Source organism: Geomicrobium sp. JCM 19039, assembly GCF_000698145.1.
In the GTDB taxonomy this organism is placed as follows: domain Bacteria; phylum Bacillota; class Bacilli; order Bacillales; family Marinococcaceae; genus Geomicrobium_A.
The window spans coordinates 152,619-172,473 of sequence record NZ_BAXB01000005.1; the positions used below are offsets into that span (position 1 = coordinate 152,619).

17 protein-coding genes and 3 pseudogenes are annotated in these 19,855 nt (G+C 43.3%); 10 read left to right on the forward strand and 10 right to left on the reverse strand.

The window, feature by feature from the left end; genetic code table 11:
• Positions 1-382: 382 nt before the first annotated feature.
• The 3 genes from JCM19039_RS07395 to JCM19039_RS07405 form a co-directional block, all read right to left on the reverse strand.
• Positions 383-1,117: a DUF6081 family protein gene (locus tag JCM19039_RS07395; protein WP_042425519.1), complete on the reverse strand. Its 735-nt coding sequence runs from the start codon at positions 1,115-1,117 to the stop codon at positions 383-385.
• A gap of 20 nt (positions 1,118-1,137) precedes the next feature.
• Positions 1,138-2,058: a prenyltransferase gene (locus JCM19039_RS07400; RefSeq protein WP_042425522.1), complete on the reverse strand. Its 921-nt coding sequence runs from the start codon at positions 2,056-2,058 to the stop codon at positions 1,138-1,140.
• Positions 2,059-2,198: 140 nt separating this feature from the next.
• The gene (locus tag JCM19039_RS07405; protein WP_052398595.1) at positions 2,199-2,744 is read right to left on the reverse strand and encodes an N-acetyltransferase; all 546 of its coding nucleotides are present in this window, start codon (positions 2,742-2,744) and stop codon (positions 2,199-2,201) included.
• 219 nt (positions 2,745-2,963) lie between these two features.
• Between JCM19039_RS07405 and htpG the strand changes: the two are divergent.
• Both htpG and JCM19039_RS07415 read left to right on the forward strand, forming a co-directional pair.
• Positions 2,964-4,830: pseudogene (htpG, locus tag JCM19039_RS07410) on the forward strand (molecular chaperone HtpG).
• A 59-nt stretch (positions 4,831-4,889) separates the two neighbouring features.
• The gene (locus tag JCM19039_RS07415; RefSeq protein WP_152550127.1) at positions 4,890-5,648 is read left to right on the forward strand and encodes a hypothetical protein; all 759 of its coding nucleotides are present in this window, start codon (positions 4,890-4,892) and stop codon (positions 5,646-5,648) included.
• Here the strand turns inward: JCM19039_RS07415 and JCM19039_RS07420 are convergent.
• From JCM19039_RS07420 to JCM19039_RS07430, 3 genes and pseudogenes are all read right to left on the reverse strand, one after another.
• Positions 5,578-6,419: pseudogene (locus JCM19039_RS07420) on the reverse strand (radical SAM protein). The gene JCM19039_RS07415 and the pseudogene JCM19039_RS07420 overlap by 71 nt on opposite strands.
• Positions 6,416-6,925, reverse strand: a complete 510-nt coding sequence (locus JCM19039_RS26880; RefSeq protein ID WP_042425528.1) for a methylated-DNA--[protein]-cysteine S-methyltransferase — start codon at positions 6,923-6,925, stop codon at positions 6,416-6,418. Before JCM19039_RS26880 ends, JCM19039_RS07420 begins: the two are co-directional and overlap by 4 nt.
• On the reverse strand, positions 6,922-7,473 hold the full coding sequence (locus JCM19039_RS07430; protein ID WP_042425530.1) for a bifunctional transcriptional activator/DNA repair enzyme AdaA: 552 nt from the start codon (positions 7,471-7,473) through the stop codon (positions 6,922-6,924). Before JCM19039_RS07430 ends, JCM19039_RS26880 begins: the two co-directional genes overlap by 4 nt.
• Positions 7,474-8,016: 543 nt before the next feature.
• Here JCM19039_RS07430 and JCM19039_RS07435 point away from each other — a divergent pair.
• The 3 genes from JCM19039_RS07435 to JCM19039_RS07440 are packed head-to-tail and all read left to right on the forward strand — an operon-like array spanning position 8,017 to position 10,119.
• Positions 8,017-8,676, forward strand: a complete 660-nt coding sequence (locus tag JCM19039_RS07435; RefSeq protein WP_042425533.1) for a response regulator transcription factor — start codon at positions 8,017-8,019, stop codon at positions 8,674-8,676.
• Complete coding sequence (locus JCM19039_RS21770; protein WP_052398596.1) at positions 8,669-8,998, forward strand: hypothetical protein; 330 nt, start codon at positions 8,669-8,671, stop codon at positions 8,996-8,998. The genes JCM19039_RS07435 and JCM19039_RS21770 overlap by 8 nt, the downstream gene beginning before the upstream one ends.
• Positions 8,995-10,119, forward strand: coding sequence for a cell wall metabolism sensor histidine kinase WalK (locus JCM19039_RS07440; RefSeq protein WP_052398597.1), 1,125 nt, complete (start codon positions 8,995-8,997; stop codon positions 10,117-10,119). The genes JCM19039_RS21770 and JCM19039_RS07440 overlap by 4 nt, the downstream gene beginning before the upstream one ends.
• Before the next feature lie 49 nt (positions 10,120-10,168).
• Here the strand turns inward: JCM19039_RS07440 and JCM19039_RS07445 are convergent, their stop codons facing one another.
• Positions 10,169-11,512 carry an MATE family efflux transporter gene (locus JCM19039_RS07445; RefSeq protein WP_042425536.1) on the reverse strand — a complete coding sequence of 448 codons (1,344 nt, stop codon included), beginning with the start codon at positions 11,510-11,512 and terminating at the stop codon, positions 10,169-10,171.
• A 282-nt stretch (positions 11,513-11,794) separates the two neighbouring features.
• On the opposite strand from JCM19039_RS07445, the gene JCM19039_RS07450 reads away from it, so the two are divergent.
• From JCM19039_RS07450 to JCM19039_RS07470, 4 genes are all read left to right on the forward strand, one after another.
• A complete protein-coding gene (locus JCM19039_RS07450) occupies positions 11,795-12,451 on the forward strand; it encodes a YkyA family protein (RefSeq protein ID WP_042425539.1) in 657 nt (218 codons plus the stop codon).
• A gap of 3 nt (positions 12,452-12,454) precedes the next feature.
• Positions 12,455-13,876, forward strand: a complete 1,422-nt coding sequence (locus tag JCM19039_RS07455) for a putative glycoside hydrolase (RefSeq protein ID WP_052398598.1) — start codon at positions 12,455-12,457, stop codon at positions 13,874-13,876.
• Between the two features lie 609 nt (positions 13,877-14,485).
• On the forward strand, positions 14,486-15,598 hold the full coding sequence (dinB, locus tag JCM19039_RS07465) for a DNA polymerase IV (protein WP_202963190.1): 1,113 nt from the start codon (positions 14,486-14,488) through the stop codon (positions 15,596-15,598).
• Between the two features lie 65 nt (positions 15,599-15,663).
• Entirely contained in the window at positions 15,664-16,065 is a 402-nt protein-coding gene (locus JCM19039_RS07470) for a recombinase family protein (protein WP_042425549.1), read from the forward strand.
• A gap of 15 nt (positions 16,066-16,080) precedes the next feature.
• Here the strand turns inward: JCM19039_RS07470 and JCM19039_RS07475 are convergent, their stop codons facing one another.
• Both JCM19039_RS07475 and JCM19039_RS07480 read right to left on the reverse strand, forming a co-directional pair.
• Positions 16,081-17,109 carry a DUF4339 domain-containing protein gene (locus JCM19039_RS07475; RefSeq protein ID WP_042425552.1) on the reverse strand — a complete coding sequence of 343 codons (1,029 nt, stop codon included), beginning with the start codon at positions 17,107-17,109 and terminating at the stop codon, positions 16,081-16,083.
• Entirely contained in the window at positions 17,106-17,339 is a 234-nt protein-coding gene (locus JCM19039_RS07480) for a hypothetical protein (protein WP_042425556.1), read from the reverse strand. The genes JCM19039_RS07475 and JCM19039_RS07480 overlap by 4 nt, the downstream gene beginning before the upstream one ends.
• 82 nt (positions 17,340-17,421) lie before the next feature.
• On the opposite strand from JCM19039_RS07480, the gene JCM19039_RS07485 reads away from it, so the two are divergent.
• Positions 17,422-18,255 carry an STAS domain-containing protein gene (locus JCM19039_RS07485; RefSeq protein WP_042425560.1) on the forward strand — a complete coding sequence of 278 codons (834 nt, stop codon included), beginning with the start codon at positions 17,422-17,424 and terminating at the stop codon, positions 18,253-18,255.
• Between the two features lie 45 nt (positions 18,256-18,300).
• On the opposite strand, the pseudogene JCM19039_RS07490 reads toward JCM19039_RS07485, so the two are convergent.
• Positions 18,301-19,838 (reverse strand): annotated as a pseudogene (locus tag JCM19039_RS07490) (FAD-dependent oxidoreductase).
• Positions 19,839-19,855: the final 17 nt, after the last annotated feature.

Genomic DNA, 19,855 nt, shown 5'->3' on the forward strand with positions numbered 1-19,855 from the left:
GAACGCCGCAGCTAACCTCATACTGGGCGCTCTATGACGAACTTCAGCCCTGTTTATTCATCTAGACCTCAAGGGCGAGCAACCATCGGCAGCTTTGGTGCCGAAGATAAACCGAAAAACTGACATTTGATGCTCCACCGTTTTGTACGTAACGGGGCGGTAGTACGTAGGCGCAAGACGTGGGGAGAAGCGTTTGGAAGGGGGGAAGGTTGTGCACAAACACCCCCATACGTGGCTTCAGACCACGTATGGGGGTGTTTGGAATTTGAATGGTTACTCACGCTGAACATCCCAACATAAAAGACGGAAATTCCATCGTAAGCGCTTCTAAAGGAATTTCGTTTTATTCAGCTTTGACGGCGTTCTTTCCCTTAGGTTCGGTTTATTCTTCTTCTGTTGTTACGGTTACTGGCGACCATTCACCAATTACCGTTTGACCATGAACGGATACACTACCATCTGGACCGAGGTCTTGTTCGGTCATAATGCCAAGGGCAACGGTGAATTGATTGAATTTAATCGGTACGTTGGTTTCTCGACGCACTTCGTGACCGTTTACAAAGAAAATAACTTCATCGTTAGCCCGGTCATACGTAATCTTATATTGATTAAAGTCGTTCGAGTTGAAATGCTCATCTGATTCTTTGAACATACAAAAATACTTCGTTTCATCGGTATCAGGCACATCGACACCAGGGAACGGAAGCACGCCGTATACGGAGGCGTATTGTTTGTCGTTCGTGAAGAAGTCAAGTGCAGCTCCTGTTGAGAAATCTAGAAGGTTAAGGGATACGTACCCGTCATACAAGTCGTCTGGATTTGTGTCTTTCGTGCGGGCGCGAATTTGAAGCTCAAAGCTCACTTTTGTGTTTTCAGGAACAGTGATGGGCTCTTTTGAGTAATACATATGCTTGGCATTATCAAGAATTTGGACATGGTCATGCGAGCGACTAAGCGGAGCACGCACGTAAAGAAAGCCATTTCTAGAAATAACAACGGCTTCCGGCTCACGGTATTCCCAGAAACTTCCGTCAGGAAGTGGGAAGCCCCCAATTCTCCATGTGTCGTTTTCTGAAATGATATTATGAAAATCTCCGAGTATGCGCGTGTTTGTCATTTTTTTCACACCTTCGTTTTTTATAGTAGTCCGCTAATGATGAGGCAAATCGTGATGATCAAGCCTGAGCGGACAGACGCTTTTAACGATGCGCTCATCAGTTTCACATACGACTCGTTGGCATTCGTATCGTTAAAAGAAGGATACACTTTGAATAACGGTATTGCAGGGATGATGGCGAGCACTGTGTACCACGGAAACGCACCGAACACAATGCCGACAATAATGGAGAAAAATCCTAGCGAAGCGAGTACTTTAGAAAAGCGAAGCGCTCCTTTCTCGCCAAGAACAACGACGAGTGTTTTTTTCCCAGATGCTTCATCGGCTTGCCAATGTAAGAAATGATGATTAAATAAAATTAACGTGGTTAAGATTCCAATTGGTACACTCATCATGAAGGCTTGGAGATCCAATTGCTCGGTAAGTACGTAATACGTACCAACGACGGGCAACACGCCGAAAGCGAGGAAAATAGCTACTTCACTATATCCTTTCCCCCGATACCCAAATTTAAGTGGAGGGGCAACGTAGAAATAAGCAATAGCGCCGCCTGCAGCTGCAAATAACAGAACCGTCCAACCTACAAACGCACTAATCACGACGCCGCATAGGAGGGCAATAAAAAAGAATAGCCACGTGACGAAGGCAAATGTTCGTTCGGGAACAGTCCCACTCGGCAATACTCGAGAATTGGTAGAGATGGCAGCAGCCGTTTCTTCAGCAGCGATGTCCACACCATTTCGAAAGTCCCATAAATCATTAATCATGTTACTAAACAGGTGAGCGCTAAGCGCACCGATAAGTGTGAGTAAAAATAGTCCGAGATGAAAAGTTTCATAAACAGCAAACGCTCCGGCTGCACCAATGAGCACTGGAAGCACCATCACAGGTAGCACTTGGGAGCGGGTAGTTTTCATCCAGAATTTCACGGATGTGTGCATCGTTTTCCTCCTTGAGAATCTCTCTCATTAAAAATATACATGGAAACTACGAATTTCACAATCAATGACCGTTAGTAGATTAAGGAAGACGAGCGTTGGCTCTAGCGGGAGGGGGCGGCTAAAGCCATAAAAACGCTCAATTATATAGAGGGGACACCATCAGCTTCTTCGAGATCTTTACCCATTATGACATACGGTTCGAGTAAGGAGGAGGGGTAGAACGTTTCAGATATTGTTTGCCATCCGAGTTGCTCATAAAGCGCTCTCGCTTTTTTGTTTGTTTCCTGCGTCGTCAATATCGCGGTATCGTGGCGAACGACGGTCGTGATATGTTCTAAAAGATACCGGGCAACTCCTTTGCGCCTTGCAGAAGGGTGAACGACGAGTTCGGAGAGTTCAAAGCAAGAGGATAGCCATTGGTCATAAATGGGGCTCGGCAAGTTGGATTTCAACCGTTCGTGATAATATTGTCCAGGTTTAGACGTGTAGCCATAAACAAAACCGTAAAGCTCGTCTTTTGGGCCAATGACCCGAAGCCCTAAAAATCCTTCATATTCATAATGTAGTTTCATTCTCTCTTGAATCGTACTAGATTCACTGCTATTCCATACATCATCATATAGTTGACTCATGGAGTGGAGCTCTTCTTCTTGCACTACGGTTCGAACATGGAATCGCGCAGACATCGTACACCTCACGATATGCGTCATTTTCATTCAGTGTCATTATACAATATGTACCTACGCCTTAAATTAACAATTCTATTAAGTGTACAGTTCTTATGTAACAAAAATGTGTAAAATATCCGCATAATCATTGACGATTTTGGGTGATTCGGTAAAATAATACGTAGGTTAGCACTCAAAAGAGTGGAGTGCTAAACGATCGTCAAGGAGGAAACAGACATGACTAAAATTCCATTTCAAGCAGAATCGAAACGCTTATTAGAACTAATGATTAACTCCATTTACACACACAAAGAGATTTTTCTTCGTGAGCTCATCTCTAATGCAAGTGATGCAACAGATAAGATGTACTACCGAGCGCTCACCGATGACTCCATCACGTTTAATCGTGAAGATTATTACATTCAAGTGGAGACAAACAAAGAAAGTCGCACACTAACACTGACGGATTCAGGGATTGGGATGACACGTGAAGAATTAGAAAACAACCTAGGCACAATTGCCAAAAGTGGTTCTCTAGCATTTAAGAAAGAACAAGAAATTAAAGATGGCCATGACATTATTGGTCAATTTGGTGTTGGTTTTTACGCTGCATTTATGGTCGCCGAAGAGGTGCAAGTCATCAGTCGTTCCGTAGATGAACAAAAGGCGTACCTATGGACGTCCAACGGTACGGATGGGTTTACGATCGAAGAAACATCAAAAGATGAGGTTGGTACGAAAATCATTCTCACACTGAAAGAAGACACAGAAGAAGAAACGTATGAGGATTATTTAGATGAACATCGCTTACAGTCGATCATTAAGAAGTATTCGGATTTTATCGGCTATCCGATTAAAATGAACGTTACAGTGAGTCAGCCTAAATCGGATGACAGTGATGAAATGGAGGAAGTGGAAGAACTACAAACGATCAATAGCATGGTTCCGATTTGGAGAAAGAACAAAGTGGAGCTTAAAGAAGAGGATTATATACAGTTCTATAAAGACAAACGCTACGGCTTTGATACGCCATTAGACCATGTCCACATTAGTGTAGACGGGGCGGTTCGCTACAATGCGATTCTCTATCTTCCTGAGTCTGCACCGTTTGATTATTATTCAAAGGAATTTGAGAAAGGGTTGGAGCTTTACGCAAACGGGGTGCTCATTATGGAGAAATGCAGCGACCTGTTGCCTGATTACTTTAGCTTTGTCAAAGGAATGGTTGACTCTGAAGATTTGTCACTCAACATCTCTAGAGAGATGTTGCAACACGATCGACAATTAAAGTTAATTGCCAAAAACATCAAATCGAAGATTAAATCGCAACTGAAAACGATGCAAAAAAAACGACCGAGACAACTACTTGAAGTTTTACGAAGCGTTTGGTCGTCAGCTGAAGTTTGGCGTGTATAGCGACTTTGGCATGAATAAAGATGACCTACAAGATCTGTTAATGTTCTATTCGTCTAAAGAGAAGAAACTCGTCACACTTTTGGAGTATGTAGAACGTATGGCGGACGATCAATCTCATATCTACTATGCTACCGGTGAATCTGTCACGCGAATAGATAAGCTTCCACAAACGGAGATGGTCGCGGAGCAAGGCTACGAGATTCTCTACCTAACCGAAGATATTGATGAATTTGCCTTGAAGATGATTGCGAGTTACAACGAAAAAGAATTCCAATCGGTTTCAAGTGCAGACCTTAATTTGTCAGAGAATGACAAAGAGAGTACAGCAACAGAAGAAGACCAAGCGATTTTTGCCAAAATGAAAGGATTTCTAGAAGGGAAAGTGACAGACGTTCGCGAATCAAAGCGGCTAAAAACACATCCGGTCTTTCTGGCGGCTGATGGCGAGATTACGATAGAGATGGAGAAAGTCTTACAGTCCATGCCAGATAATCAAGATGTTAAGGCAGATAAAGTATTAGAAGTGAATGCCCAGCATGATGTTTTTCAATCGCTAAAACAAGCGGATGACGAAACGTTGGAGCTCTATACAAAGCTATTATACAATCAGGCTTTGCTTATCGAGGGGCTTCCACTTGAAGACCCTGTCGCATTTACACAAGACGTTTGTAAAGTCATGGCAAACTAAAACGCCCAGGAAGTGAGGAGAGATCTTCACTTCCTTCATTTTATCTGAGGTGAATCGTTTTGAATATGGTGCTGCTTGTTACATTGCATGACCCAAAAAGTGCGTTGCTTACGAAAATGCACGAGCACGGTGAACAGTTAAATGCGTATTTTACTGAAAAAATTGCCACGTGTAGTGAAGAGACGCCGAATGTTCTACAGGAGGAACTGCAACGCTTAGGTTTTTTGGTACAAATCATTCCTGCAAAAGGAGCTGCTCATGCTAGACATTCACTACTCCAGCTAGCAAATGAGCGCACGCAATCAGATCATTTCCATTATTGCGACACCGATCGATTATTAACATGGTTAGACACGGCCAAAGAGCAGTTAGCCGCTGTGCACAAGACGATTCAGGCGAACGATTATACGGTAATTGGTAGAAGCGAACAGGCATTTCGGAGTCACCCCGAGTCTTGGCAACAAACCGAGAGTATAGTAAATCGGTTATTTTCGAAAGAAATGGGCGAAGAGGATTGGGATGTGACCGCTGGTTCTTGTGGGATGAATAGAGCGAGTTTACGAACACTCATGCATGAGAAGGTGTTCTCAATGAATGACGCCGCTTGGCCACTGCAAGTAAAGAAGCGAGGTGGGGCTGTCGGTTATGTGGAATCTGATGGATTGGCGTATACACAACTAAATCGGGGAACAGAGGATGAGGATGGGCTTCTTGCCTGGCGTGGTCGGCTACGGCTTGCACTTGATATTACCGACTCAATCCGAGATGTGCAGGGGGCAGAAAGCCATCCTGGTTCATCCTCACATTTTCGTCCTTAAAAACTGTTAAAAAGCGTTTCGTTAGGCGATCGCGGGCGGAGGGGTCGTACCAATCTCGGACGTGTTTTTCGTCGTATAAGGACCGGATGTTAAGGCGTGAGGTTCGTTTTCCTCCACTTCCATCGCCTAAAAAGAAGTCATCAATACAAACACGCTCCACATAATCTGCCAAACGTTGCGGGAAGTTGGGGGTGCTAGGCAATAGTGGGGCAACTGCTGCTTGAGTAGGAATACCTGCTGCTGCGAGTTTTTCTAATGCTTTTAATCGGCCGCGAATCGCAGGGGCATTCGGGGTGAACTGTTTCCGAATTCGTCGTCATCGGTTTCAACGGTCATGCTAACAAACACTTGGTCTTTAAGTTCTTTAAACAGATCGATGTCACGTTGCACGATTGGGCTTCTCGTCTGTACGAACAGAAAAGCTGGACGGTTTTCGATGAGGGTAGTAAGGAGCGCTCGAGTGATTTCTGCTTTCATTTCGATGGGCTGATAAGGGTCTGTACTGGAAGACATGAAAATGGAGACAGGTTCTTTTTTCTTTGCACGTATTAATTCTTTTTCGAGTAGTGCATTGGCGTTTTGCTTCACATCGACATACTCTCCCCAGCTCTCCGTTCGAAAAAGCGCAATTGGCATTTGCCTCACGTAACAAAAACTACACCCGTAAGCACAACCCGTATAAGGGTTTAGTGAATGTGTATAACCATTTAAAAACCCAGACGTTCGTGTGAGAATTGACTTTGATTGGACGTGTTGCACGTCTAGGTTCATGTAAATACCCCCTCTTCTAATTGAAGTAGCTGTTTTTTCATCGCTAAACCACCACGAAAACCGGTTAGTTTACCGTTTTTACCGATCACACGATGGCAAGGAACGGCAATCATAACGGGATTTTTCGCAATGGCATTGCTCACAGCCCGAACGCTTGTTGGTCGGTGGAGTGCACGTGCCACGTCCGAGTAGCTCTTCGTTTGCCCATATGAAATTTGACATAATTCATTCCATACTTGTTTTTGAAAAGGGGTTCCGACGAGATGAATCGAAATATCGATGGTGTTCGCTTTTTGAAGTAAATAGTGTTGCAAAGCATTCTCGTAAGGTTCTGTCACGAGCGGGTCAGTCGTTAATACTGCGTCTGGTAAGTTTCGGTCTAGCCACGCTTTTGTTGTCGAATAAGATTCGGTAGGAGCCCCGACATAACAAAGCCCATACTCACTAATTAATAAATCACAATGGCTGTCTTTTGAAACTGTGATGTTCGTGTAGTAAACATTCATCGTTTCCCCTCCTCATTTCGAAATTGTTGTGGTGTACTGTGCATAACCTTGTCAAACGTTCGCTGAAATGATGAACGATTCGTATACCCGACAGTTCGTGCAATTTCAGCGATTGATTTGTGCGTATGAACGAGAAGTTCAGCTGCTTTTTGCATACGCATGTATGTGAGTGTTTGTTTTGGCGTTTCCCCAGTTTGTGCTTTATAGATCTTTTGCAGGTGGGCAGAGTCTTTATGAAGTTTCATTGAAAGCCATCTCAAAGTGACGGGCTCGTCTAAATGATTTCTAAGCAAAGAAGTCATTGTTTGTGCAAGCCGTGCGTTTGGCTGTAATTGTTCCCGTGGTTCGCAGCGTTTACAAGGTCGATAACCTTGCCGTTCTGCATCTTCAGCTCGTTGAAACACCTGTACGTGAGAGCGTTTTGGTTGGCGGGAGCGGCAAGACGGTTTGCAATAGATTTTCGTCGTTTGAACCGCGTATACAAATATAGAATCAAAGGTCGAATCATTGTCAACAATGGCTTGCCAATCGATATCGGTTGCTTGCACGTCATCACCTCACTGCTACTATACGAAAGAATGGTGTAAATAGAAAGTGTAGAAGAATGGAATCACAAGATTTGTGAATCCTCATCTAGTCTTCAAGTGAACTTCACACAAACTACAGATAGGGTCTGTAGTTTAAAATATGTAAACAGCAAGCTGCCCCCCAGCTAATGCTGAACGTAGCAGAAGATTCTGATGACAATCTATTCATATAAAGGAGGGACAAAGAAGCATACCGGGGTGAACGTTGATTAATTCATAAATTCCACATTGACGACAGATGTGCTGACAAAAATCTAATCAAGGAATTGCAGCAAAAATTAACCTAAAATCCATCAAGATCCCAGCGTAGGTATATCTACGTTGGATCTTGCGCTTCTATAAGAAGATGGAAGTGTTACGTTGTCTTAGTTCGTAGAACTGCTCGAAAGGCAGTTTTACGAAGGGGTTTCTCTTTAGGAATTCGATGATGAAGTGACTTTTCTTTAAGAGGGGTGTCGGCATCGATTATAATGAGCGTATACTATGAAACTGTGGGGACCGTCTATGAACCGAATACTTGTTGCAGAAGATGATTTAGAGATCCAAGAAATTATAAAGCAATTTCTCATCGCTGGTGGCTATGATGTGACCACTGCATTGGATGGATTAGAGGCGTATGAATGGATGAAAAATTATTCGTTTGATCTTTGTCTCATTGATGTGATGATGCCAAACATTGATGGGCTTCAACTTGTAAAAATGATTCGCCAACAATCGAGTGTTCCAATCATTATGCTGACGGCACTTGGTGAAGAAGAGGATCAAGTGCGTGGGTTTGAAACCGGCATTGATGACTATATGACGAAGCCGTTTTCTTTTCGAATTCTAACAGCGAGAGTCGAAGCGCTGTTACGAAGAGCCAATCAATCGGAACCCGACACTACGTTGCATTTTGGTAGTATCAAGCTCGATCCTGATCGATACCAAGTGTGGGTAGATGGGTGCGAGGTGACGCTGACAACGAGAGAGTTTGAAATTGTAAAGTTATTGCTCATGAATCAAGGCATTGTACTGACAAGAGAGAAAATTGTTGAGCAAGTGTGGGGTTACGACTATTTAGGAGAGACGAGAATGATTGATACACACATAAAAAACGTTAGAAGAAAACTAGGCATTGATACGATTCAAACTGTGAAAGGCGTCGGTTATAAATTGGATGATTAATCTCATTAAGCAACTGTCACCGAATCGAATTACGGGCAAACTGTTTTTAATTTCAGCAGGTACATTACTTACACTTGCGTTTGTGTTTTATGTAGCCCTTTATTTATTTCTCCCGAGTTTTTATGAACAGTATAAGGTTGCACAAATTGACGAAGCGGTTGACGAATTGGTCGAGCAAGCACAAGCTAGCCCGTTTCAAGCGATTTATGAAGGGATGCAAGAGATTAGTTGGAATCAGAATGTGCATTTTCATCTGCTCGACGAAAACTATACACCGCTACTCTCCTTAAACGCTCGTTCGATTGAAATCGATGGGGCTTGAACTATAGGGAACGCATCTTAGCCAACCCTGAACATATTGAAGGTTTTTCCGATGGGTACGCAAGGACGATTCCGATTTTAATCGAAGAGCAGCCGTTTTATTTGTACGTGAACGCTTCTTTGCAGCCGGTGAGTGAGGCGACTGAAGCACTGTTTCTCTTTTTGCCCTACATTATTGTGTTTGCGATTGTTTTATCTGTTGGGTTTGCCTATGTGTTCTCTAGACAGATCACAAAACCGCTCCTTCAGCTCAATCAATCTGCTCAATCGCTGGCACAGCTGAACTTCACCGATAAAATTGACATGAACCGGAGCGATGAAATCGGTGAATTATCTCAAAGCATCAATCATATGTCTGGGAACTTAGAACAATCGATGGAACGGTTACAGTCGGCAAATGAGCAACTGCAGACCGACATTGAAAAAGAACGGGCGATTGAAGAGAAAAGAAGAGAGTATTTTTCAGCAGTGTCCCATGAACTAAAATCACCGATTACAATTTTAAAAGGGCAGCTTGAAGGCATGCTACACGAAATCGGTCCGTATAAAGACCGGGATGTGTATTTGGCTAAGTCGATTCAGACGACCGAAGAGATGGAAAGTCTTTTGCAAAATATGATGAAGCTGTCGAAATTAGAGAGAAGCTTGACGAGTATCGAACGACAAAATATTCACCTCAATTCCCTCATTAATCAGACGTTGGCGCGACTGGAGTACTTCCAATTAGAACGAGAGATTACGGTCGATAGTCAGCTAGAGGACGACGTGTGGGTTCAGTCAAACGAAGAACTGTTATCGAGGATTATGTATAACGTCATTCATAACGGCTTTATGTATTCTCCTCAAGGAGAGTGGATGGTCATTCGAGCTGAAAAGGTTTCTAATGCTTATGACATTTCAATTGTGAATACAGGCGCAACACTATCAGATAAAGACTTAACGGCTGTTTTTGCCCCGTTTTATCGTGTAGAAAAGTCCCGAAACAAAAACAGTGGCGGTAGTGGCGTTGGTTTGTATCTCGTTCAACAAATGGCTGAAGCATTGTCCTACCCATACAAATTAGAAAATACCGATGCGGGAGTTCGGTTTACATTAACGGTGCCGGATGCGAAGAAAAACTAAAGCGATGAGATTCGCAGAATACGAATCTCATCGCTTTCGTGTTCCCTCTTTATTCTTCTGCAAAAATCCGCTTTTGGTCCCACTTCCCATAGCGGTAGTACAGATAGGCAAATAAACTACCGATGAGAAGGCTGATTCCCATCCCAATTCCGATGCCAATTTCCCCGAATAACGAGGAACAAAGCGCGGTAATTGGGTATCTTAATACCCAAAAAGAGATAATGTTCAATGCGAGAACTTGATACATCGCTCCCGACGCTCTTACGATCCCATTCAACACGAAGTTTATGCCAAGAAACGGATAGCACAAGGCAACGATTTGTAAGTAACGAGTCGCAAACAAAACCGCATCTGGATCTTGGATGAATAAACGCACGCCGTATTCCGCAAACAGCACAATGACCGTTGCAATGGCAAACATAATGACGAGATTATAAAGAACCGCATATTTAGCGAGCGTTCTTACGCGATCCCACTGTTCATCTCCAATATTTTGTCCTGCCATACTATTCACAGCCGTCCCAAGGGCCATGGCGGGAAGCATAATTAAGCTGTCTAAACGTTGAGCAGCGCTAAATCCAGCAACAACATCACTACCAAAGCTCGTCACCACGCTCATAATGGCCGCAACACCTGCCGCGATTACTGACATTTGCAACCCTGAAGGAATGCCGAGTTTTAAGATCAAACCAATTTCTTGTTTAGAGGGCAAGTGTGGCATAGTAAATGGTGCTAGCTGTCTTTTGATGATGTACATAACACCGAACAAAAAGGCAGTCCCCTGAGAAGCAAGCGTCGCATAAGCAGCCCCTTCAATGCCCCAGCCAAATCCGCTGATGAACAGCGGGTCTAAACCGATGTTTAAAACCACCGCGAGCAATACGATGCGAAGAGGCGTTTTGCTATCGCCGAGCGCACGTAAGATCGTACTAATAAAGGTATACCCAAAAAGAAAGAGAATGCCTAGAAAATTAATACGCAAATAGGCGTCTGCTGAAGCGAGCATAGCTTCAGGCGTGCCGATTAATAAGAGTAACTGCTCGCTAAACCAATAGCCTGCAGCACCTACAGATAGGGCAATGAGTGTCATAACGACAACAAATGCGTTTAAGTATCGCTTTAAGCCGGTTTGGTCATTTTTGCCACGTTGTTGAGAAAGGATCGTTAACGATGCGTTGTTCAAACCAATGACGAATGAGAGAACGGTAAAGATGATCGTACTGGAAACGGCGACAGCACCGAGTGCATTAGCGCCAAGCAAGTTACCGACCCATAAGCTGTCAGTGATCTGGAATGATGATTGAAGTAAGTTGGCGAGCATAATGGGCCCAGAAAACAGCAACAACGGCTTAAACAATGGGCCTTGGGTGAAATCTTGTTGGTGTTGTTTCATACTCGAATTCCTTTCAAACGAAAGCGTTCCATCTAGTATAACCGCTCTCTATGCATTTGTCCCTGTTCATAATTCTACGACAATTGACAAAATCATACATCTAACTCTTCCACTCTTACTAAGGTGCTGATATAATAAATATGGTTTATGATTTCTAAAACTGGCAATTTTTACGTGCCGGTTTTTCTTTTGCCAATGGAGGAAAAAAGATCTAGGAAATCAGGCGCATCTCTAGTAACATTGTCGATAACGCTCAGGTTTAGAAACAGGGAGGAGAAACAAATGAAAAAGATGAACTTGGTGCTTGGTGCTGCTAGTACGGCACTTTTACTCGCTGCATGTAATGGCACTGACGAGCCGAGCAGCACAGAAGAGGCAGGCACTGCATTTGATAGCATAGAGTCGCAACACGAGACGATCATCAGTGCAGCTCATAACATTTTGGAACAAGAAAGAGACTTGCAAATTCATTTTGAAGAAGACTTGGCAGATGACGCAAACGGTGCATTGACAGAAGGTTCAGGGCAAGTTGCTGAGAATGTAAGCGCTCGTGAACAGTACTTCAATGAAATCGAATCGGCATACGCTCAAATGGAATCTGACTTGTCCACCGTTGAGCTCGTTTTAGAAAACGGTAATGCTGAAGAACTTCCGAGTGATCTTGAAGAAACAGCATCTAGTTTAGCGGATGCTAAAAGTGGTATTTCTTCATTTATCTCACAATATAGTGCCAATCTAGAGCGTCATCAACAATATTTTGATGGTCTAGGAAGTGAAGAAGCCGATTTTCAAATGTTGGCAGATGGCATTGAAACGTTAAATGATTCTAATGTCGAAACACTTCCAGCTTGGGACGAGTTAGAAGAAGCGTTACTTACGATTGAAGAAATTCTCGCAGACTTTGAAATGGACGTTGAGGAAGAAGAGGGAGAGGAATAATTAATGAATAAACCTTTGAAACTATCAACTTTATTGTTTGCTGGCTGGTTTGCACTGAGCATTGGGGTGACTGACGTATCTGCAGAAGAAGAGGCTGAAGAAACGGATGCGGATACTGAAGAAGAAACAGAAGAAGACGATGCAGAAGAAGACAGTGATGAAGCTGAAGATGAAGTCGAAGAAGATCGCTTGTTTGACGTTCCTTCAGAAGAAGATCGACTCTTGTTCCTCCCACGCCTAATTCCTGATCGATTTACATACGATAGCGGCATTGAGATTGAATATCCTCAAGACGGTGTGAGAGGTGTGTATTCTACCGCGTATTCAGCAGGTGGGGACCGGTTCGAAACGTTAGTTGACCTGCTAGATCGTACCGAATTGAATTCAATGGTTATTGACATTAAAGACGATCACGGCAATATTACTATTGACACGGACTCTGAAGATGAGCGAATTCAAAACAACTCACAAGCCATTATTTCTGATGTTGACGGGATGATGGAGACACTTGAAGATTCAGAGATCTATCCGATTGCGCGTGTAGTTGTTTTTAAAGATCGTGTACTTGGTGAAAGTGAACCTCAACTTTCTTATACCGAGCCAGATGGCTCAATGTGGGAAAACTATGGTGATGTGTTTGTTAGTGCATTCTCTGAAGAAGTTTGGGAGTACAATGTTGAAGTAGCTAGAGAGGCTGCAAAGGCTGGGTTTAAAGAGATTCAATTTGATTATATTCGTTTTCCAGAAAACCTCGCATCTAATGAAGATCGCTTAAATTTTGATTACGGTCAATACGGCGATATGGACGTTGAGAGTTCTGAGAAGCGGTTCCGAGCGGTTACAGATTTTGTTGAATACGCCCGTGAAGAACTAAGAGAATACGGTGTGAAAGTTTCTGTTGATATTTTCGGTGAGCCCGTTCGTCTACCTGACGGTGCACCAACGATTGGCCAAGACTATCAACGAATTGCAGAACACGTAGACATTATCTCTGCCATGCCTTATCCAAGTCACTGGGGTGTTGGGCACATTGAAGGAATTCCAATTCCAGATCTGGAGCCTTACAATGTTATGGATTGGTTTTCACAAATGGAAAACGATGTTTTAAGTGAATTGGACAACCCACCGGTTTCGAGACCGTGGCTTCAAGACTTTACAGCTTCCTATCTTGGATCTGGGAATTATATGAGCTATGGGGTAGCTGAAGTTGAAGCGCAAATTCAAGCGCTATATGACAACGATATCTACGAGTTCCTCCTTTGGAATGCGGGCAACTCGTATACTGAAGGCGTCGACTATACGCTCGGTCGCGACATTGAAATCGCGGGCGCTGATGAGAAGGCAGAGCGTGAAGATGAAGAAGTTGATGAAGAAGACAGTGATGAGGAAACTGACGATGAGAACGAGGACGAAGATGAGGAATAAATGAATGAGCGACCCCAATTGGGGTCGCTCATTTTTTCTGCTCTACACTAAATGTTGGGTTATTGTTCTATATAAGTTGAACGAAAGAATTGCTTCAAGAACCAATAGTAAGCTTGGTAAAGTGGAAACCTGTGCTCGAGTTGCCCCGAACGGTTCTCAAGTTGAGGAGTATCGCAGGAAAAGCGATGGATTCTCATAAACTAGGGAACAGATCACCGGGTCATGTGTACATCCCCACCCCGAAGTACCCACAAGACGTCGGCGCCGAACCGAGTCCGATTTGGCTTCGGCATCGCTCAGACCGACAGGGTGCTCGCTTATGGGCATTGAATTTGCACTGCAGTTGGAACAAACTGCGCAGGAGTTTAGCGGAATGATCGCCAAAATCATTAAATTAGGCAAACTTGCGCGTAGAACGTGTAAACTAGCGCGCAAAAGGCACCCAGCACCGCGCTACTCACCCAACCCCACTCCTAACAGCGCAAATCAAGAAAATGTAAAATTCATACTATATAGAGCCGGAAGTAAAATATTTATGTGAAGTTCCCTTGTCACTTGAAGAACGATCATACGTTCGCTATAATAAATGTATACGAAAACAGGGAGGAAGTGGCCGTGTCGTCAGGAATTCAGTTTCCAGAACCTTATCGGGATATTTCACGGAAGATTATTCATATCGACATGGATGCGTTTTTCTCCTCTGTTGAAGAACGAGATGATCCACGGCTGAAAGGCAAACCTGTCATCATTGCGAAGCATCCTCACCAAACCGGGGGAAAGGGCATTGTGTCCACGGCGAACTATGAAGCGCGTAAGTTCGGTGTACATTCGGCAATGAGTGCCTTTGAAGCATATGAAAGATGCCCACACGGGGTGTTTGTGTCTGGCAATTATGAAGCGTATCGCGAGGCATCGGCACAAATTCGAAGCATTATGCTTCGGTATACAGACCTCGTAGAACCGATGTCCATTGATGAAGCGTACCTTGATGTGACGAACAATAAAAAGAACATTCCAAGTGCGACGGTCGTCGCACGGATGATTCAACGAGACATTTGGAAGGAAACAAAGCTGACGAGTTCAGCGGGTGTTTCATATAATAAGTTCATTGCTAAAATTGCTTCTGATCAGCAAAAACCAGCGGGATTAACGGTCATCATTCCCGATGAAGCCGAGGGGTTTCTTCGCCAGTTACAAGTGGAGGAGTTTCCAGGTGTCGGGCCGAAAACGGCGCAACGTATGCATGAACTTGGCATTTATACAGGAGATGACTTGTATCAGTTAGAACAGATGGAATTGATTCGTCTTTTTGGTAAAGCGGGCATGTCTTACTATAAAAAGATTCGTGGCATTGATAATAAGCCGATTCGGGTTGAACGTGAACGAAAGTCAGTGGGTAAAGAACATACGTATTTTAAAAACCTGTACTCAGAAACTGAAGTGCTAGCCCAGCTTAAACGCTTAGCCGATGAGGTGATGAACGCATTAGTTAGGCATGGTAAGAAAGGAAAAACGGTCGTTCTTAAAGTTCGTTACCATTCTTTTGAAACGATTACAAGAAGAGCGAGTGGCAACCGTCACGTGCAAGCTTCTGACGACATTTATGAATATGCTGAAGAATTATGGACAGAGTTAGGGGATGCAGAAAAAGGTATCCGGCTACTCGGGATTACCGTCTCCAACCTTGAAGAAGCAGAGCATGTGCAGATTCCGCTTTTTTAAAGGGCGTTTGAAAAGGACGAGAAACAGGTATGAGACAGAAGTATAGACTAAAGGAGGTGTGCGAAGTGATCTATGGATATGTGAATCCTTATAGTCGCGATGAAAAAGGCTTTATTCAGCGACAAATGCTTAAAAATTACGGTGTAGACTTTGTGTTTGAAGAACAAGAATTTGGAAAAGCGAATGAACCAGTTGAGCTCGAAAAGCTAATGGACACTGTAAAGCCGAAAGACACAATCGTCGTCATTAAGCTTTCCTGTTTTGCATCATCTAGTGAACAACTGATCGACAACTTAGCGAAGCTACGCGAACAAGGGGTTCGTTTTATTTCTTTATTCGATGGAATGGATACGAGAAAAAATGGCGAGTTGTACTTAAATATGATTAAACGTATGGATGAGTTTGGGTTTGACGTACGAAGTGAGCGAACGCGTTTAGGCATTCATAAAAATAAAAAGAAATCTTAAAACAGGCGAGTGGTTCTATTCGCCTGTTTTTTGCTCTGTCTTAATATATTGTACATAAATTAGCATGAGGACCGCTATTAATCCAACGATCGTAACGAGAACGATGACGAAAGTGATAGGGAAGGTATAGTAGAATCCAGCCAAAAGAATGGCGAGAGAAAACAACCCGATGCTTTGCCACTTGTTCCAATACTTTGAAAAGGTTGCGCCGATAAGCATGCCCCAAGGGAGGAATGTGCCGTACAACGAGAAAAGCGCTAAATCACTCCCAGCAGATGTTAAGAGCATCTGCCCTTCAATGATTGCATAGGGCACTGCGATTAGCGTACCTATAAGCAAGGAATGAGAAAGATCTTGATGCTTATACAATCGATTATAAAGCGCAACGCTTCCGATCAAGAAGATTAACAGTAAAAATGGGTTGCCGATGATGGCAACGGTGGCGTAACCCATCATGGCAACAACACCCGAAAGAATAACGATCACGGTATAGAATATTGGAAGCAATTGCACGTGTCGTTGAAGCTCTATAAGTAATACAATCCATAACAATCCAGGGAGAAGCAAACCTGCTATGGCAAATGGGATGAAAACTGGAAGATCGGTGACGAAAAAAGACAGCATGAACGTTAGTAAATAGAAAAAAAGACTTAACAACATGATGCGCGTGTACACCCAAGGTTGTACAGGTTTTTGGACGGGTTGATGAGCGAATAACACATCATTCGTTTCTTGCCAGGAATGGATGGTAAAGATCTTAGCGAAGAATTGCCTTCGCAGCACCCGTTTTTCAATGACTTCCTCCCATTTATGCATGCGAGTTACGGGCTCTTGTAAGGTTGTCCTTTCATGACGCATGGAATAGGACTTCCATTGTTCATAAAGTTGTGTTCTTGAGAAGTAGCGCCACCCATCAATGATTCCATCCCATACGTACGTTTCTTTGTGAATTTTCTCATCTTCGTACAATTGCACCATCATTTTTGCAGAGAAAGGACCAATTTGATTGCCATCATCTACGAGGTAATACCATTCTTGTTTCATCGGTCACCTCTAGGCTTTAGCAAAAATATATCGCGATCATGCTCGCACACTTTGTTGTGAACGTATCGGTGTAGCTGTTCGTATTCTTCCATCTGCTCATGAAGCTTTTTTTCATTCTCTTCCAACGTTGTGATCCTCTGTTTGAGTTGTTTTAACTCTTTTTCTAATTGGACAATTTGTGTGCCCACTTCTTTTATAAGATGCACAACCTGTTCATCTTGATTCGACATATCTCTCTACCCCCATTTTTGCAAGACAATTGTGCACAAATTGTTCTATGATAGAAATATATATGGAACAGGAGAGAAGATTATGAGCCAAAACGACGGTCTGTATGAATTTATGATGAGGAATAGCAGAACGGTTACTGAGCGTTGGTATGAAAAGCTAGACAAAAATGAAGGCGTGTACGCTTCAAGGAATCAAGAAGTAATTGATCAATTAAAGGAACAGAATCATGCTTTTCATCCACGCTTCTTTACGATTTTTAACAGTACCATCGATGAATTCCAGTCAACGCTTGAACCTTGGGTAAGAGAAATTGCTCGAGATGAGTATCATCAAAACACACCCATTCATCTGATTATTCGTGAATTCGCGCATAATCAACGACTCTATGAACAGTTACTGGAGGAATATTTTGAACAATTCTCTGAAGAACGGAGGGGGCGAGACGAGCTCGATTGGACGGTAACCATTTCAGAAGCGATGAACACCGTTATTCAAATGTTTGCGAAAGCGTATGACGAAATTGCTGAAAGTAGAAACCTTGCCCAACAGAGAACGATTGCAGAATTGAGTGCACCTGTTCTTTTGCTCACGAAACATACCGCTCTTTTACCGATCGTAGGGGATATCGACACGTATCGTGCGAAAATTATGTTGGAGCACACATTGCAACAATGTGCTGAAAAGCAAGTGTCTACGTTATTTATGGACCTTTCAGGTGTACCCATTGTCGATACGATGGTGGCACAACAGCTTTTTCAGCTTATTCAAGGGCTAAGATTATTAGGCGTACATACAATTTTGTCTGGCTTACGTCCTGAAATTGCGCAAACGGCAGTACAACTAGGTATTCAATTTGATGAAGTCTCGGTTCGATCGTCGTTATCGCAAGCCATTCATGAAAAAGGGTTACTTTAAAGGAAAAAAGAACTCGTTAACAACATCGACGAGTTCTTTTTATTTTTACCAACCAGACGAATCATCTTTCGTGTCAAGGTTGGTAAATAGACTATGATCATGTGTTTGTAAAGGGGTTTCGGCTGGACCTTCAATGACATCGCCTGTATAGGAGAATCTTGATCCATGGCAAGGGCAATCCCAAGTATGGTCACCGTCATTCCATGCCACTTCACACCCAAGATGCGTACACGTTGTATCAACGATGTGGATGTGATTTTCGGCATCTTTAAATGCACCTTTTCTTTGGCCATTATGCTTGAACACAATCGCTTCATTCGTATTCAGATCATCTAACGATTGATTCGTCAAGTCCAGCTTACCGAGTAACAGGTGTTTACTAACGTTAAGGTTTTCTCTAAGAAAGGTCGCGATACTAGGGTTTGCATAAAACCGGTTGGGTGAATACAACGATGCATACCGATTTTGCTTGAGTTGGACAGCGTCAGAAAGGATCATTGCGGCTAACGTACCGGTCGTCATTCCCCACTTGCGATATCCTGTACTCACGTATACGTTCGGATGTGCATCACTCATTCTTCCGATATAGGCAGTTTATCAATCGTTGTTAAATCTTGAGCAGACCAGCGGTCAACGATGCGCTCAATTCCGAAATGCTTTTTGGCAAATGTTTCAAGTGCTTCGTAATGAGAACTCGTCGCACGTCCTTGTCCTGTTTTATGCTGCTCGCCCCCAATGAGTAGAAGTTCTTCTCCTTTGAAGGACATTTTGCGAATGGAGCGGACCGGATCTTCTGGGTTTAAATACATGTCATCTTCTGCAGGCATTTGTTTCGGTTTGATGGCAAGAATGTAGGAGCGCTCGGCGTACATTCTTGTAAAATAAAATTGGTTACCTTCAAAAAAAGGGAAATGTGAACAGACAAGCACGTGGGACCCTTGCAGGCGATGGCCAACGCGTGTGATCACTTCTGGACGATCATCCTTAGACAAGTCTGTTGCCACCGTCTGCTCATAAATGCGCCCACCGTGTTTAGTGATATAATGGACGAGAGAAGATAAATACTTAATCGGATGAAACTCCGCTTGATCGGGCATGCGCAAGCCGCCCACCGCCTGTAGATCTGGAGGTCCATCAATCGTTTCATAGGGAATGTTTAATGTTTTGTAAGCCATTGCTTCTCGTTCTAATTTACGAGCGTACACGTCATTCTCTGCGTAAAGAACAGCGTCCTTATGAACAAAGTCGCAATCGATTGCCAAGGATTCAACCGTTTCTTTAATCATGTTTAATGCATCAGTAGCGCCTTCATAATGAAGTCTTGCTTTCGTTTTGTCTGTATGTTGAATGAGTTCATCGTAGATGAGGCCGTGCTGAGCAGTGATTTTTGCGGTCGTATGACCGGTCGTTCCGTTTACTAACCGATCGGCGTCAATAAGTATGACCGATACATTCGCTTTTGTAAGCAAGTATGCCGCTGTAATGCCGGTAATGCCACCCCCAACGATAATAACGTCTGCCGAGTCGTCTGCGGTAACTGCGGGAAACGACGGTATGTTGTAATCTTCTTCCCAAAGGCTCATAAATTTTACCCTCCTAA

Excerpts from the sequence above, each read along its gene's own strand:
- JCM19039_RS07395 (WP_042425519.1), bottom strand. The coding sequence starts at position 1,117 with ATGACAAACACGCGCATACTCGGAGATTTTCATAATATCATTTCAGAA.
- JCM19039_RS07400 (WP_042425522.1), bottom strand. The coding sequence starts at position 2,058 with ATGCACACATCCGTGAAATTCTGGATGAAAACTACCCGCTCCCAAGTG.
- JCM19039_RS07405 (WP_052398595.1), bottom strand. The coding sequence starts at position 2,744 with ATGTCTGCGCGATTCCATGTTCGAACCGTAGTGCAAGAAGAAGAGCTC.
- JCM19039_RS26880 (WP_042425528.1), bottom strand. The coding sequence starts at position 6,925 with ATGAATGTTTACTACACGAACATCACAGTTTCAAAAGACAGCCATTGT.
- JCM19039_RS07435 (WP_042425533.1), top strand. The coding sequence starts at position 8,017 with ATGAACCGAATACTTGTTGCAGAAGATGATTTAGAGATCCAAGAAATT.
- JCM19039_RS21770 (WP_052398596.1), top strand. The coding sequence starts at position 8,669 with ATGATTAATCTCATTAAGCAACTGTCACCGAATCGAATTACGGGCAAA.
- JCM19039_RS07445 (WP_042425536.1), bottom strand. The coding sequence starts at position 11,512 with ATGAAACAACACCAACAAGATTTCACCCAAGGCCCATTGTTTAAGCCG.
- JCM19039_RS07450 (WP_042425539.1), top strand. The coding sequence starts at position 11,795 with ATGAAAAAGATGAACTTGGTGCTTGGTGCTGCTAGTACGGCACTTTTA.
- JCM19039_RS07455 (WP_052398598.1), top strand. The coding sequence starts at position 12,455 with ATGAATAAACCTTTGAAACTATCAACTTTATTGTTTGCTGGCTGGTTT.
- JCM19039_RS07475 (WP_042425552.1), bottom strand. The coding sequence starts at position 17,109 with ATGAAACAAGAATGGTATTACCTCGTAGATGATGGCAATCAAATTGGT.
- JCM19039_RS07480 (WP_042425556.1), bottom strand. The coding sequence starts at position 17,339 with ATGTCGAATCAAGATGAACAGGTTGTGCATCTTATAAAAGAAGTGGGC.
- JCM19039_RS07485 (WP_042425560.1), top strand. The coding sequence starts at position 17,422 with ATGAGCCAAAACGACGGTCTGTATGAATTTATGATGAGGAATAGCAGA.